This window comes from Kutzneria sp. NPDC051319, from assembly GCF_040682195.1.
Taxonomy (GTDB): domain Bacteria; phylum Actinomycetota; class Actinomycetes; order Mycobacteriales; family Pseudonocardiaceae; genus Kutzneria.
This window is the reverse complement of record NZ_JBFBAM010000029.1, coordinates 42,736-57,860: the sequence shown is the minus strand read 5'-3', so window position 1 is coordinate 57,860 and position 15,125 is coordinate 42,736. Positions and strand designations below refer to the sequence as shown.

Annotated in this window: 13 protein-coding genes; 7 read left to right on the top strand and 6 right to left on the bottom strand. The window is 70.8% G+C overall.

The features are described from left to right. The first annotated feature begins 101 nt into the window (after positions 1-101). The gene (locus AB0M73_RS26665) at positions 102-1,385 is read left to right on the top strand and encodes a GGDEF domain-containing protein (RefSeq protein WP_363895546.1); all 1,284 of its coding nucleotides are present in this window, start codon (positions 102-104) and stop codon (positions 1,383-1,385) included. Positions 1,386-1,716: 331 nt separating this feature from the next. Here the strand turns inward: AB0M73_RS26665 and AB0M73_RS26660 are convergent, their stop codons facing one another. From AB0M73_RS26660 to AB0M73_RS26640, 5 genes are all read right to left on the bottom strand, one after another. Continuing rightward, on the bottom strand, positions 1,717-4,188 hold the full coding sequence (locus AB0M73_RS26660) for a hypothetical protein (RefSeq protein ID WP_363895543.1): 2,472 nt from the start codon (positions 4,186-4,188) through the stop codon (positions 1,717-1,719). 4 nt (positions 4,189-4,192) lie between these two features. Then, positions 4,193-5,110, bottom strand: a complete 918-nt coding sequence (locus AB0M73_RS26655) for a thiopeptide-type bacteriocin biosynthesis protein (protein ID WP_363895540.1) — start codon at positions 5,108-5,110, stop codon at positions 4,193-4,195. A 117-nt stretch (positions 5,111-5,227) separates the two neighbouring features. Continuing rightward, the gene (locus AB0M73_RS26650; RefSeq protein WP_363895537.1) at positions 5,228-5,851 is read right to left on the bottom strand and encodes a hypothetical protein; all 624 of its coding nucleotides are present in this window, start codon (positions 5,849-5,851) and stop codon (positions 5,228-5,230) included. A gap of 247 nt (positions 5,852-6,098) precedes the next feature. Next, on the bottom strand, positions 6,099-6,557 hold the full coding sequence (locus AB0M73_RS26645; protein ID WP_363895534.1) for a DUF3558 family protein: 459 nt from the start codon (positions 6,555-6,557) through the stop codon (positions 6,099-6,101). Next, on the bottom strand, positions 6,545-7,027 hold the full coding sequence (locus tag AB0M73_RS26640) for a hypothetical protein (RefSeq protein ID WP_043723284.1): 483 nt from the start codon (positions 7,025-7,027) through the stop codon (positions 6,545-6,547). The genes AB0M73_RS26645 and AB0M73_RS26640 overlap by 13 nt, the downstream gene beginning before the upstream one ends. Positions 7,028-7,154: 127 nt before the next feature. Here AB0M73_RS26640 and AB0M73_RS26635 point away from each other — a divergent pair, with 127 nt between their 5' ends. Next, entirely contained in the window at positions 7,155-8,540 is a 1,386-nt protein-coding gene (locus AB0M73_RS26635; RefSeq protein WP_363895530.1) for an FAD-binding oxidoreductase, read from the top strand. Between the two features lie 31 nt (positions 8,541-8,571). Then, complete coding sequence (locus tag AB0M73_RS26630; protein WP_363895527.1) at positions 8,572-9,813, top strand: cyclopropane-fatty-acyl-phospholipid synthase family protein; 1,242 nt, start codon at positions 8,572-8,574, stop codon at positions 9,811-9,813. 44 nt (positions 9,814-9,857) lie between these two features. Here the strand turns inward: AB0M73_RS26630 and AB0M73_RS26625 are convergent, their stop codons facing one another. After that, positions 9,858-10,793, bottom strand: a complete 936-nt coding sequence (locus tag AB0M73_RS26625; protein WP_363895524.1) for a nitrilase-related carbon-nitrogen hydrolase — start codon at positions 10,791-10,793, stop codon at positions 9,858-9,860. A 35-nt stretch (positions 10,794-10,828) separates the two neighbouring features. Here AB0M73_RS26625 and AB0M73_RS26620 point away from each other — a divergent pair, with 35 nt between their 5' ends. From AB0M73_RS26620 to AB0M73_RS26605, 4 genes are all read left to right on the top strand, one after another. Next, on the top strand, positions 10,829-11,686 hold the full coding sequence (locus tag AB0M73_RS26620; protein WP_363895521.1) for an aminoglycoside phosphotransferase family protein: 858 nt from the start codon (positions 10,829-10,831) through the stop codon (positions 11,684-11,686). Between the two features lie 157 nt (positions 11,687-11,843). Further along, complete coding sequence (locus tag AB0M73_RS26615; RefSeq protein ID WP_363895518.1) at positions 11,844-12,680, top strand: glycoside hydrolase family 16 protein; 837 nt, start codon at positions 11,844-11,846, stop codon at positions 12,678-12,680. 45 nt (positions 12,681-12,725) lie between these two features. Then, a complete protein-coding gene (locus tag AB0M73_RS26610; RefSeq protein WP_363895515.1) occupies positions 12,726-13,661 on the top strand; it encodes a chitinase in 936 nt (311 codons plus the stop codon). 2 nt (positions 13,662-13,663) lie between these two features. Continuing rightward, complete coding sequence (locus tag AB0M73_RS26605; protein WP_363895656.1) at positions 13,664-14,593, top strand: chitinase; 930 nt, start codon at positions 13,664-13,666, stop codon at positions 14,591-14,593. The last annotated feature ends 532 nt before the right edge of the window (positions 14,594-15,125 follow it).

The following is a 15,125-nucleotide window of genomic DNA, read 5'->3' as shown; positions in this document are numbered from 1 at the left end:
GCCGGGCTTCCGGTCATCAAAGCCGAGATCTGGTTCTGCGCCAGCGGGGCGGGGCTAGCGTCGGGGCTGCGGGCCGGACCACGACACGGGGGCGGTGCGGGATGGGTGACGGCGGCTGGTGGCGGCGGACCCGATCTTGGCCGTTGTGGCAGCTGCCGGCGCCGGCGGTGGCGTACGTGCTGACGGTGGAGACGGCGGCGGTAGCGGCGGGGGCGGCCATCGCGACGGCGGCCCCGGTCGGCGCCGGTGACCTCCTGTCCTTCGCGGTGCTGGCGGCGTGCTCGGTGGTGCATCTCCAGGCGTCCCGGCGCATCGAACGGGTCCGGCGGGTCACGGTCGGCGGCCCCCAGGTCGACCTGACGTCCATCTGGCTGGTGGCCGCGGTGTGCTGTCTGCCGCCACTTCTGGTGCTGGGCATGGTGGTGTTGACGCGAGGTCAACGTTGGCTGGCGTTCGACCGCCCCGCGCACCGGAACTGGTTCTCCGCGGCGGCAATCACTCTGTCGGCCTGTGCGGCCAGCGGGGTGCTGCTGGTGGCCGGCCATCGCCCGCCGCCGCTGACCGATGTGCCGGGCTCGTTGGCGCAGCTGATGGTGCTGGCGGCGGCGACGATCGTGTACTGGGTGGCGCAGGTGTTGTTGGTGGGCGGCGCGATCGCCCTGACGACAACGCGTCCCCGGATCGTCGACCTGGTCGGGGATCTGGAGCTGAACGCCATCGACGTGGCCACGGTGTGCCTGGGCGTCCTCGTTTCCGTCGCGTTGACCCACGCGCCGCTGGTGATCCTGTTCGGCGTGCCGGTGGCGGTGGTGCTGCACCGGGCGATCCTGGTGCGCCAGTTCGAGAACGACGCCCGACAGGACGCCAAGACGGGGCTGGCCAACACGGTGCACTGGCGTCAGATCGCCCGCAAGGAGCTGGCGGTGGCCGGGCGTCGCAACGAGGGCGTCGGCCTGCTGATCATCGACCTGGACCACTTCAAGAACCTGAACGACCGCTACGGCCACCTCGCCGGCGACGACGTGCTGCGGGCGGTGGCCGACGCGTTGCGGGCGGAGGTGCCCGACTTCGACTTCGTGGCCCGTTTTGGCGGCGAGGAGTTCAGCATCCTGGTTCCGGGCGTGCACAGTCAGACGTCGTTGCTGCACACCGGTGATCGAATTCGTCGAACGCTGGAACGACTCACCGTGGCGATCACGGGCGACGCCGGCGATCCGGCGGTTGTCGGAGTCACGGCGTCGGTGGGCGCGGCCCTGTTTCCCGATCACGCGCTGAACCTGGACGATCTTCTCCGCACCGCCGACACCGCGTTGTACGCGGCCAAACGAAGTGGGCGGAATCGGACATGTCTGGCGGCGGGGCACCTGGGCGCGCGGCCGGCCTGACGAGCGGAAGATCGTTACGGAGAAAGGGCGAGACCCCCGTCCCAGAGGGGGGAGGTGGACGGGGGTCTCGCTAAACCCGCTACCGGGGGGAGGAGTAGCGGGGTGTCTGTGGTTGTCGGCGCCGCGTTCCGGTGACAAGGTTAGAGCAAGATCGTTGTTACTAGAACCGCACCGATTACGACTCTACGTTACTTCGCCGCCGGCTGAAACCCCAACCGCCGAAAGTGTAACGACTTGTTGCCCACGCCCACGTTCTGACCAGGCGATTCCGTCGGCGCATGAGTCACGTTTCGCTCGGATGGCTGTTGAAAGTGAACGTCCGTCGCGCCCCTCACACCGCCACCTTGTCGCCCGTGTTGTCACGCTGACGGGGGAGTGCCCGTTCCTGCTCGGCCGCCACGACCCCGTTCCACGCCAGCATCGCCCGCGCCGCCAGGCGTCCCGGCGTCGCGTCCACCGGCAGCCGGGCCAGCAGCTGGCCGGCGACCGGCGCGCCGTCGGCGTCGCGCAGCGGGAGATGGTGCGGGTCGGGCAGCATCTCCTCGAACACCAGGCCGGATTCCGGGTCGTCGGCAAGGAGTTTGTCCAGTGCCCGCACCGCGGACAGGCTGTCGAGGTCCACCGGCCGGGGCTGGTGCCCGCCCTGCGAGCGGGCGAACACCCAGCGGGGGATGCCGGTGCCGATCCGCAGCGCGGCGACGGCTCGGATCCGTTCGCCGGGGGGAAGGTCGGCCGCCGGCAGTTGGTCGCGGGCGATGCGCCACTGGGCCCCGGACAGCACCAGTCCACCGGCGAGAACCAAGCGTGGCAATCGATTGCGACCGGGCAGCGCGGCCAGCGGGTTGCCCAGCGCCACCGGCCCGGCCAGGCGTCGCACGGGCGACGCGGCGGTCAGCAGGGTCACGAGTAAGCCCCAGGGCGCGAGCGGTGCTCGGGCCGAGTGGTACATCGGCCACAGGGCAAGGCCGTCCGGCCCGTCGGCGTCCTCGGCCACGATCCGGTCGCCGACGCGGCGCACCGTGATCCGGTCCAGCGCCAGATAACGCCCGCCGGCCGGCTGGTAGGCCGACGAATCGGCGTCGCCGGTCCACATCGGACAATACCGGGGCCGCCGCACCGCGCCCGCGGCCTGGGAGTCCTGCGGTGGCACCAGGATCTCCACCGTCTCGGCCCCACAACGCCGGCCGAGCTCGTCCAGAAACGTGCGATACGCCGTCACGTGGGGAAGTTCGCCGTGCAGATGTCGAAGCGCTTCGACGAACCGGGCGTCCACCACGCCGGCCGGTGCGGCACCTTCCAGCACCGCCCCGTGACCGCCACCGACGCCGATCGGCCGCACCAGGCAGTCGACCGGCCACGCCGGGGTGACGGCCGGCGGCGCGCCGATCTCGTCCAACTGCCGCGGCGTCACCGTGACCTGATCCGCGTCGGTGTCGAGCAGCGCGAGCAGCCGACCGTACGGAGTGTCCACATCGGACGGTGCCGCCGGCCAGCCCGGCCGCTGTCGGGGCAGGCCGCTGTCCCAGACGTGCAGCGCCGGGTCGCGGGAGTCCTCGTGCCGGCCGAGGAACTCGGCCAGCACCTCGGTCACCGGCCGCGGCTGTGGGCCGACGAGTCGGAGGATCGGGTGCTCCGGCGTGGGCGGGGCGGCGTCGGCCAGCACCGCGCCGACCCGGCCGGCCTGGGCCAGCAGGCTTTGCAGCCGCGAGGCGGCCTCGGTCGGCATCGTGCCGCCGGCCCGGCGGTACACGTCGACGAAGCCGGGCTTCGGCGGCGCGGCGGCGGTGGGCCCCCAGCCCGTCAGCTCGCTCGACGGCGGCGCGGACACGACCAGCACACCGAGCCCGGCCAGATGCCGCAGATAGCCGCGCATCACGTCCGGGGCGTCGGCCGACAGCCGCATCACGAGCTCGTCGGCCTCGGACGAGCCGGCCGACAGGGTGCGCCGGATCGCGTCCAGCGCGGGCGTGCGGCGGATCTTCACCCGCCGCATGGTGCCGCCGTCGACGGCGTCCACCACCCAGCAGCACAGGTGATCGCCGTCGATCCAGTTGAGTCCCGTGAGGCTCACGGTCGCGCCGACCAGGTCCGGCAGCGCGCGATCGCCCCGCGTTGCGGCGACGCGGTTGGCCGCGGACGCACCGACGCTCGTCCATGCGCCGGCCCGCTGTCCGACGCCCAGCAGCGCCACGTGCCCGAGCCAGTCGCGGGGCGTCGGCTTCGCCGCACCGCGGGCCAGCACCCGCAGCAGGTAGTCGGACCGGTGCCGCAAACGCTTGCTGTCCCACGTCTCGCCGAACGACAGGCGGCGTCGGATGTCGTCCACCATGCCCGGGGCGGCCTCGGTGACCGCGCGCATCGCGAACTCCGACGAGTTCACCAGCCGCCACGGCAGATCGGACAGACGCTCACGTTCCGCCACCAGGGCCTGCTCGGCCTCCGCCTGCCGGGCCACCATGGCGGTCGACCAGTCGCCGGCGTGGGTGAGGTCGTCGGCCAGCTCCGGCGACAGGCCCACGACCGCGCCGGCCACCCGGTAGCAGTCCTCCTCCGGCACCGGCTCGCCCCGGTGCAGCAGCCGCCGCAGGGCCAGCAGCTCGGCCCGCTCCTCGGGTTCGAGGTACGGATGCGGCACCAGTTCCGCGCCCAGCCGCTCGGCCAGGGTGTCGGCGAACCGCGCGTACGAGGACTGCTCACACTGCCGTTCCCGTAGCTGGGTGAACAGCTCCGGGTTGCCGACCGCGGTCCACAGCCGGGCCGGCAGGCCGGCGACGCGCAGCAGGCCGCCCGCCCCGATGGTCAAGGCCTCATCCGCCACGGTGACCGACCAGGGAGTCCAGGATCCGCGCCTGCCGCGCCGACCCGAGCTTGGCTCGGTTCCAGTGCTGCACCACGTGGTACGCCGCGGCTTCGCGCGGCCCGACCCGGGCCTGGTCGGTGTCGAAGTACTCGGCCCGCCACCGCTCCAGCACCGGCGCGACCCGCTGGGCGTGCTGCTCCAGCAGCTCACGGGTCGGCTCGGGCAGCCGTGACAGCAGCTCGTCCTCGCCCGTCCACCAGCCGGCCGGCTCGTCCGCGCCCGGTCCCGGCTCGCCGCCGACGATGTCCCGCACCCGTGCCCACACGTCGCGGTCCTCCCAGCCGGTGATCTGCAGGCCGTCGAACACGGCGCGCAGCATGCGCAGCGACACCACCCAGGAAGGCGTGTTGTCGCCGATGTTGCTGTGGTGGCGCAGCCAGAACACCGAGTCCACGGTGAACAGCTGATAGGCGTGCCGCATCGAGTCGGGCCCGCCGAACAGGTGCGCCTCCGGCTCGTACACGCCGGGCACCGCCTCGACCACCAGCCCGCGCCGCCGCCAGCGCGCGGCCAGCCGGCGCACCTCGGCCCGCACCGGGATGGCCCGGCCCGGCGCGGCCGCGAACCGCACCCGCATGCCCGGCGACCCGTGCGTGAACAGGAAGTCGGTGATCTCGCCGTCGGCCAGCAGCTGCTCGACCGCGTCCCGCAGCGCCGGGTACAGCCCGGCGGCGACGCCGGCCAGCCCGACCTGGGTCCAGCGCGGCGCGCCCGCGGTGCGCAGCGCGTCCAGCCCGCCGGCCAGGAAGGTCAGCCGGGCGGCGACCAGCTCCTCGTCCCCGGCGGGATCGAGGCAGTCGGCGAGGAATTCGGCCAGCGGCACCCGGCGGCCGGCCACCGATACCATGGGTTCGATCGACCCCACCCGCACGTCACCTTTCTCGTCACCCCGTGCTGACGGTAAGTGATGTGCGCTGGATGGGGACGGTCCGTCAGTCGAAAGAGTTGCCGGGCTCCCACTCCCAGGGTGACCCGTGCTCCGTCATGCTTCCCGTTCGCGCCGTCGGCGGCGCTGGTCCCGCAGGCGGGAGGCCTGTTCGACGGTCACCCCATTGGCCCGGTGGCCGGCCGCCTCGTCCGGCCCCAGCCCCGCGCCCAGCCAGTCGGCGACCTCCTCGAACGGGATGCCGACCCGCCACCACTCGCGCAGCTCCGCCACCGGGCGGCGGCCCGACCGGGCCAGCTCGCCGCCCTCGGCCGCGGTCAGGCCCAGCTCGCGCCAGCCCATCGCGTCCGCCGCGTCCACGCCCTGCCGGGCCCACTCCAGGGCCGCGTCGTCCAGCCACTGCCGCAGCAGGTACGAGCTGAGCACCGGCCCCGCCACGCCCGCCTCGCGCCAGCGGTGCACCACCTCGATGTCCGCCGGGTCGTCGGTGCCGTGCGTGCGCTGCGACCACGCCTGCTCCGGCGTGACCCCGCGCGCCCGGAACTCCGCCGCCGCGCGCAGGCCGACGCCGAACTCGTGCCAGCGCACCGCGTCCGCCGGGCTGATGCCCGCGTCCCGCCAGCCCGCCACCGTGCTCGGCGTGACGCCCGCGATCGCCCACTGCGCCGCCGTCAGCCCCGTCGTCACGCCGGCCGAGATCCAGGCCCGCGCGGTGGACACCGTGAACCCCCAGCGGCGCCAGACAGCGGCTTCCCCCCGGGCGAACCCCGCGTTCACCCAGGCGTTGAGGTCTTCCGGTCGAGGCTCCACAGCAGTCCCATCATCCCCCACACGCGGTCACGGGTTCTGCCGTTTGATCGAGTCGATCGCCCACAGCGCAACCATTTCCGCCGAACGGCCTTGATCAGCGGGCGCTATCCGCTGATCGTTGCGAGGAGACCACCCGAACGGTGCAACACTCCGGTGGTCAGGAGTTCTGCCGCTTGATCGCGTCGATCGCCGACGTGGCGACGGTCTCCGCCGAAGCGCAGGCGCCGTCCCCCTTCGTGTTGGCCATGATGCGCTGCTTGTCCCCGACAACCACCCAAACGGTGCAGCTGCCCTGGCCGCCGACCTCGTAGCCCGGATAGCCGTCGACCGTCTTCTGGTCGCCGCCCTTCGGCGCCGGCGCGTTCAGCTCCACATGGAACAGGATGTTCGAGCCGTTCGAATCCTTCGGATACAGCTGGCAGACGCCCACGTTCGGCGGCGTGGGACGGGGGAACGTCCGGCCGACGCCCAGGCTCGACAGCTGGTCCGCGCCGAACATCGAGCACGGCTTGTCCACATAGGGCTTCAGGTTCAGGTCGGCGGCCTGGGCCGACGAGCAGCCGGCCAGGGCAAGGGTCGCTAGCCCGAACAGCAGGACCCGGCTCACGCGCGCCACGCCGCCGCCTTCTTGCCGGTGGCCAGCTGCTCGCCGGTCAGCACGCGGACCCGCCACGGATCCAGCCGGAGCACGGAGAACGCAGGTGAGGAGGGCCCGTCCCAGCCCGGCACGCCGATGCCGCCGGGGTCGTAGCCCAGCGGCTCGGGGGCGTCGGCGAACAGGTGCCAGACCCGCTCCTTGACCGCCGGGTCCTGCTCCCAGGTGGCCCGGCATTCCGCCAGACAGGTGTCGTGGTTCTGCGCCCAGTAGTTGCACGCCGTGAACGCGCTGTGCTCGAGTTGAGCCTTCTTCGGTCCCGCCTGCATGGTGGCGATCCAGCCGGTCAGGCGGGCGCCGTCCCACTCCCAGAACGGGTGCAGCACGCGGGAGCGGGGCCGGTTGGCGACGTCCACGGTCGACACCGTGCACCACACGATCCGGTGAGCCATCTCCACGAATGCGGGTGCGATCTCACTGAGCGCAAGCATGCCGCCCAGTATCGCAGCTCATTTCCCGCCCGGTGGCCGTCCGTGGGGGCAGCGTGTGTCGAGGATGACAATGGATCGGGTTATTCCGACGTGACGCGGGGCACCTGGGCCAATAGAGTCGGTTGCCGTGGGCAACCAAGCAGGTGGGACGGCGATTTCCGACCGACACGACGCGGACGTGGCGGCGCTGCGGGCGCAGTACGACGCGCTGCCGCCCGGAACGCCGGTGCGGCTGCGCAAGCCGACCTCGAACCTGTTCCGGTTCCGCGACGCCAACGCGCACCCCGGCCTGGACGTGAGCCCGTTCAACCGGGTGCTCAGCGTCGACCCGGCCACGCGCACCGCCCAGGTCGGCGGCATGACGACGTACGAGAACCTGGCCGACGCCACGCTCCGCCACGGGCTGATGCCGCACGTCGTGCCGCAGCTGAAGACGATCACGCTCGGTGGGGCCGTCTCCGGCCTCGGCATCGAGTCCTCCTCCTTCCGCAACGGCCTGCCGCACGAGTCCGTACGCGAAATGGAGATCCTCACCGGCGACGGCCGGGTCGTCGTCGCCCGTGCCGACAACGAGCACGCGGAGCTGTTCTCCGGCTTCCCCAACTCCTACGGCACGCTCGGCTACTCGCTGCGCCTGGAGATCGACCTCCAGCCGGTCAAGCCGTACGTGCGGCTGCGTCACGTGCGCTTCGACAACGCCCACGACTGCGCCGCTGCGATCGCCCGCATCTGCGCCGATCGCTCGTACGACGGCGAGGCCGTCGAGTTCATCGACGGCACGGTGTTCAGCCGCGGCGCCATGTTCCTGACGCTGGGCGACTTCGTCGACTCCGCCCCGCACACGAGCGACTACACCGGCCAGCAGATCTACTACAAGTCCATCCCGTTCAAGCAGGTCGACTACCTGACCGTGCGGGACTACCTGTGGCGCTGGGACACCGACTGGTTCTGGTGCTCCAAGGCGCTGGGCGTGCAGGACCCGTGGATCCGCCGGCTGGTGCCGCGCAAGTACCTGCGCTCCGACGTCTACCGCCGGATCGTCGCCATGGACCGGCAGTACGGCCTGAGCCGCCGCGTGGAGACGCTGCTGCACGGCTATCCCAGCGAGCCGGTGATCCAGGACATCGAGGTGCCGGTCGACCGGCTGCCCGAGTTCCTGGAGTTCTTCGACAAGGAGATCGGCATCAGCCCGGTGTGGCTGTGCCCGCTCCAGGTCACCGACGGCCGTCCCTGGCCGCTGTACCCGCTCGACCCGAAGACGTTGTACGTCAACGTGGGGTTCTGGTCGGGCGTGCGGCTCGGGTTCGGCGAGGAGGAGGGCGTCTACAACCGGCGCATCGAGCGGGTGGTCGCCGAGCTCGGCGGCCACAAGTCGCTCTACTCCGACTCGTACTACCCGCCGGAGGAGTTCTGGCGGTTCTACAACGGGGACGCGTATCGGCAGCTCAAGCGGGACTACGATCCCGCCAGCCGCCTGCCCGACCTGTACGACAAGTGTGTCCGAGGGCGCTAGCACCCGGGGGCGTGGAAGAGAGGGGTCGCTGATGCGGCTAGCGGAGCTGTTCAGCCGGACGCTCAAGGCGGACAAGATCGAGTTCGTCGGCTACGACGGCAGCCGGTCGGGCCCGGCCGACGCCGAGGTCCGCATCGAGATCAGGTCCCCGTTCGCGCTGTCCTACCTGGCGTCCGCGCCGGGCGAGCTGGGGCTGGCGAGGGCGTACGTCACCGGGCACCTCGAGGTGGTCGGCGACCTGTACAAGACGTTCCACATGCTCGGCGACATCGAGCTGGGCAAGCTGGACGCCAAGACCACCGTGGAACTGGTCGCGCTGCTGGCCAAGCACCGGTTCTGGTGGCCGGTCAGCCCGCCGCCGCACGAGGCGCGGCCCAAGGGCTGGCGGCACTCCAAGAGCCGCGACGCGCAGGCCATCTCCCACCACTACGACGTGTCCAACCGGTTCTACGAGTGGGTGCTCGGGCCCTCCATGGCCTACACCTGCGCCGTCTACCCGACCGCCGACGCCTCGCTGGAGACCGCCCAGTTCACCAAGCACGACCTGGTCGCCCGCAAGCTCGGCCTGACCGAGGGCATGCGGCTGCTCGACGTCGGCTGCGGCTGGGGCGGCATGGTCATGCACGCCGCCGAGCACTACGGCGTCAAGGCCCTGGGCGTCACCCTGTCCCGGTCGCAGGCCGAGTGGGCGCAGAAGGCCATCGTCGAGCGGGGCCTGCAGGACCTGGCCGAGGTCCGGTTCATGGACTACCGCGACGTGCCCGAGAGCGGCTTCGACGCGATCAGCTCCATCGGCCTCACCGAGCACATCGGCGCGGCCAACCTGCCCTCGTACTTCACCAGCCTGTACGAGAAGCTCCGCCCGGGCGGCCGGCTGCTCAACCACTGCATCACCCGGCCCAGCGACGACTTCCCGTTCAAGGCCGGCGGTTTCATCACCCGCTACATCTTCCCCGACGGCGAGCTCGAAGGCCCCGGCTACCTGATGTCGCGGATGAACGACGCCGGCTTCGAGGTGCGGCACTCCGAGAACATCCGCGAGCACTACGCCAAGACCCTCGGCGGCTGGTGCGACAACCTCAGCGAGCACTGGGACGAGGCCGTCGAGGAGGTCGGGCTGCCCAAGGCCCGCATCTGGCGCCTCTACCTGGCCGCCTGCCAGTGGGGCTTCGACGCCAACAACATCCAGCTGCACCAGATCCTCGGCGTGAAGCTGGACGGCACCGCCTCGCACATGCCCCTGCGCCCCAACTGGGAACCGCCCCAGTCGTAAGGCCTGAGGCCGCCGTTATGCAGGGAAGGACGCCTTACCCTCGTTCAACGCGGGTAAGGCGTCCTTCCCTGCATGTCCAGGCCCGTCACCGCCTGCCGCTCCGACTGGTCGACGTGGAGGCTGAAGACGTCCGGGCGGGCGTAGTGGCCGACGGCGTCGAAGTCGAAGCGGGCGCGGGGCAGGTCGTCGAGGTCGAGCTCGGCGGTGAGGATGCCCTCGCAGTCCCGCAGCGGCCCGGCCAGCACCTCGCCCAGCGGGGACACGATCACGGAGCCGCCGTTGATCAGCACCGGCCCCATGGCCTCGGTGTGCAGCTCGGCCGGCACCCCGTCGCGGCGCAGGAACTGGTTGGCGCTCAGCACGAAGCACCGCCCCTCCAGGGCGATGTGCCGCATGCTGGCCTGCCACTGGTCGCGATCGTCCACGGTGGGCGCGCACCACAGGTCGACGCCCTTGGCGTACATGGTGGTGCGGAACAACGGCATGTAGTTCTCCCAGCAGATCGCCGACCCCAGTCGCGCGGCGCCGGTGTCGATCACCGGAAGGGTGGAGCCGTCGCCCTGGCCCCACAGGTAGCGCTCGGCGGCCGTCGGCATCAGCTTGCGGTGCAGGCCGAGGTAGCCGGTCGGCCCGAAGAACAGGGCCACGCAGTACAGCGTCGCGCCCCGGCGCTCGACCGCCCCGACCACGGCGTGGCAGCGCAGGTCACGGGTGAGAGCGGCCAGGGCGTCGACCTCGGGACCGGGGATCTCGATCGCCGCCGCGTGGTAGCGGCGGAACAGCTCGCGGCCGGCGTCGGTGCGGCGGCCGACCGTGATGTCGAAGTCGAGGCCCTTCGGGTAGCCGCCGAGGAACGCCTCCGGCAGCACCACGACGTCGGCGCGGGCCTCCCGGATGAGCCCCTCGGCGCGGGATAACGCCGCCGGCGTGTCGAACAGCGGTGCGGCGGACTGCACGACGGCGGCGGTCAGCTTGGCCATGACGCGACGCTACCCGTCGATCTACAGTCGAGGCCATGATCGATGTGCCGGACGCCTTCGCCCAGGCCACGGCGCTGCGTGAGGGCGACGCCGGCCGGTCGTGGCTGCTTTCGCTGCCGGCCATCGTCGACGAGCTGCTGCAACGCTGGTCATGCGTGCCGGCCGGATCGATCAAGCACGGCGCCGTCGGGATCGTGCTGCCGGTGCGCCGCGGCGACCTGGCCGCCGTGATCAAGGTGTCCTTTCCGCATCCCGGCAACGTCGACCAGCCCGCCGCGTTCGCCGCCTGGCAGGGCCGTGGCGCCGTCCGCCTGCACGAGCGTGACGACGCGCGGTTCGCGATGCTGCTGGAGCGGGCCGGGCCCGGCACCCTGGCCGAGGTGGCCGACGACGACCGGGCCGTCGGCATTCTGGGCGAATTGTCCCGGCGATTGGCCGTCCCCGCGCCGCCCGGGCTGCCGCGGATCCGGGACGAGGTCGCGTGCTGGGAGGCGGAGATACTCGCGGCCGGGACGCTGCCGCCACGCGTCGTGGACGCCGCCGTCGCCGCCCTGCGCGAGCTCGACCACCCCGAAACCGTTGTGCACGGGGATCTGCACGACACCAACATGCTGACCGCCGAGCGTGAACCGTGGCTGGCCATCGATCCCAAGGGCCTGGTCGGCGATCCCGCCTACGACGCCTTCACGGTGATCCACAGTCCCCGCCTACTGCTCACATCCGGCCACCTGCGCGCGTTGGACATCTTCTGTGAGGCCGCCGGCATCGATCGGGAGCGGGCGCGGCGCTGGGCGCTGGTCCGCGCTGTCCGATCGGTGCTGTGGGATCGGCGGCACGGACCGTCCTGGCTGGTCGAGGCCGGTGACCGTCTCATCGCAACACTGCTCGACTGAGCGCGCGGCGCGCACCCTACTACTGGTGAGCAGTTCTCGCGCGACTTGCACGAAGACCCTTGCCTCCGTGGTCTAGACCTCGGATACTCGCTGATACCGCCGCCACGGGACCGATCATGAGGGAGCATCGTAAAAGCGATCTGAGAGGTGATCGACTGTGACGCCTTCCCTGCGGCGCTCACGACCACTGCCCGTGCTGGCCGCGCTGTTCGCCATCGCGCTCGCGATGTCGGGAAACGCTGCCGCGGCAGCGTCATCCCAGGCCGGACCGTCCTTCACGGACGACTTCGATGGGCCGGCCGGCTCCGGGGTGGACACCGGCAAGTGGCACTTCGAGACCGGCGACAACGTCAACAACCACGAGCGCGAGTGGTACACGTCCGGCACCGACAACGCGGCCCTTGACGGCAACGGAAACCTCGTCATCACCGCCAAAAAGGAAAATCCCGGCAACTACCAGTGCTGGTACGGGTCGTGTGAGTACACCTCGGCCCGGCTGTCCACGGCCGGCCAGTTCACCCAGGCCTACGGCCACGTCGAGGCCCGCATGAAAATCCCGCGCGGCCAGGGCATGTGGCCCGCGTTCTGGATGCTCGGCGACAACATCGGCAGCGCCGGCTGGCCGCAGTGCGGCGAGATCGACATCATGGAGAACGTCGGCAACGAGCCCAACACCGTGCACGGCACCATCCACGGCCCCGGCTACTCCGGCTCCGCCGGCGTCGGCGCCGCCTACAACGGCCCCGTGTTCGCCGACGACTTCCACACGTACGCCATCGACTGGTCGCCCAACCAGATCAAGTGGTCGGTCGACGGCACCGTGTACGAGACCCGCACGCCGGCCGACGTCAACGGCAACCAGTGGGTGTTCGACCACCCCTTCTACATCATTTTCAACCTCGCCGTCGGCGGCTACTGGCCCGGCGACCCGGACGGCAGCACGTCCTTCCCGCAGCAGCTCGTCGTCGACTACGTGCACGTGACGACCGGCTGACCTGTCGTTCGGCTCCTGTTGATCCCTGCCTCCTGGAGAACATCCATGCCCCGCAAGCGTTCCCTGCTCGCCGGCGCGCTGGCGTTGGGCCTGGTCGGCCTCGCCGTGCCGGCCGCCCACGCCTCGCCCCACGCCCTACCCGCCCATTTCGCCGCGCCGTACCTGGAACTCAGCGACTCCAGCGCCGGTCTGCTGGCCGAGGACATGCAGGCCAGCGGCGTCAGCCACTACACGCTGGCGTTCCTCATCCCGCAGAACGGCTGCACCCCGCAGTGGGAGGCCGGCGGCACGCCCGTCGGCGCCTACGCCTCGGAGATCAAGGCGTTGCAGGACAAGGGCGGCGACGTGATCATCTCCTTCGGTGGCGCCCAGGGCGGTGAGCTGGCCCAGACCTGCACCTCCGTGTCCGACCTGACCGCCGCCTACGCCAACGTCGTCAAGACCTACGGTGTCAACCGCCTCGACTTCGACATCGAGGGCGACGTGCTCGGCGACTCCGCCGCCAACGAGCGTCGCAACCAGGCCCTGGCCGCCCTGCAGCAGCAGAATCCCGGCGTCCAGGTCGACTACACCCTCGCCGTCGCGCCCGACGGCCTGCCCGGCCAGGAGATGGGCGTGTTGCAGGACGCCAAGGCCAAGGGCGTCGACGTCAGCGCCGTCGACATCATGGCCATGGACTTCGGCGACGGCGAGAACGCCTTGAACGACGCCCTTTCCGCGTCCAAGGCCGCCAGCGGCCAGCTCGCCGGGCTGTACGGCATTTCCGGCTCCGAGGCGTACGGGCGGCTCGGTGTCACGCCCATCGCCGGCAAGAACGACGACAACGAGACCTTCAGCCAGGACGACGCCGGTCAGCTGGAGGAGTTCGCTTCGTCCAACGGCGTGCAGCTGTTGGCCTTCTGGGAGGTCGCCAGCTACGACAAGGCCACCGGCTACGCCTACTCGAAGATCTTCAACAAGATCGGCGGTGGTGCGTCGTGAAGATGCTCTTTCCTTTGGTCGCAGCGCTTTCGGTGTTGGCTTTGACCGCCGCCCCCGCCCATGCCGTCACCGCCGCCGAGTTCGCCCCTTACGTCGACATGACGGCCAGTGATTCCCAGTTGGACACCGCCATCACCCAGCATGGTGTTCGGTCCTTCACCGCAGCCTTCGTCATCGGGTCCGGCTGTGACCAGATCTGGGGCGACACCCTGCCCGTGGGCAACGACCCCGCCACCGACGCCGCCATCAGCAAGGCCAAGTCCGAGGGCTCGTCCGTGATCATCGCCTCCGGCGGCGCCGCCGGCGTGCCGCTCGCGTGGACCTGCACCGACCAGGGAAGGATCGAGGATGGCTACCAGAAGATCATCAGCTCCTACGGCGTGACCTCCCTCGACTTCGACATCGAGGGCGCCGCCATCGCCGACTCCGCTGCCGCCGCCCGACACATGGCCGCCGTCAAGTCCCTCAAGGCCCGCAACCCCGGCCTCACCTTCTCCCTCACCCTGCCCGTCCTGCCCACCGGCCTCACCGCCGACGGCGTCAACCTCATCAAGGCCGCCCATTCCGCCGGCGTCAAGGTCGACAACGTCAACATCATGGCCATGGACTACTACGCCGGTTCCCAGGACATGGGCTCCGCCGCCATCCAGGCCGCCCAGCACACCCTGTCCCAGCTCCAGTCCGTCGACTCCGGCTACAGCTACGCCAACCTCGGCATCACCCCCATGGTCGGCACCAACGACGACAACTCCACCTTCTCGTTGGCCGACGCCCAGGCCGTGAAATCCTGGGCCTCCTCCAACGGCGTCGGCCGCTTGGCCTTCTGGTCCATCAACCGCGACCGCTCATGCTCTGCGTTTGCTCCCCAGGCCTCCCCCTCCTGCAGCGGCGTGAGCCAAAGCCCCTTGGCCTACGCCGACGCCTTCAAGTAACCCCCGGATCGCCGCCCGCGGCCACATCGCCGCGAGGCAGCCCGATCGCTCAACCAAGATCGCCGAACAACGAAGCCCCCGAATCAATCCAAGCACACGAACCTGACAACCCCTCCACTTCGAAGATCAACCCGATCCGGACCCGAGGAACTGTCAGACCACCGTGCTTGGATTGATTCGGGGGCTGCTCATTTCGAGCATGCTCGTCCCCGACACCCCGACACCCCGACACCCCGACACCCCGACACCCCGACACGCCTGGCACGCCTGGCACGCCTGGCACCCCGACACGCCTGGCACCCCGACAGCCTTGTAGCCCGGCAGTCCGACAACCCGAACATTTGCACCGCCGCCTCTGCCGCACCCTCTCCACTCCGTCATGTCCCGCTGCCCCTGCCGCCGCCCACTCCGCAACCTCCATCCACACCCCCGGCTCCCGGCCCCAATCTCCTGGGCCCATCCGCCGCCACTCGAACCCGCATCTTGTGTGCCAGGGGCCGCGCGGCACTCCCGGGCTATCTCACCTTTCACT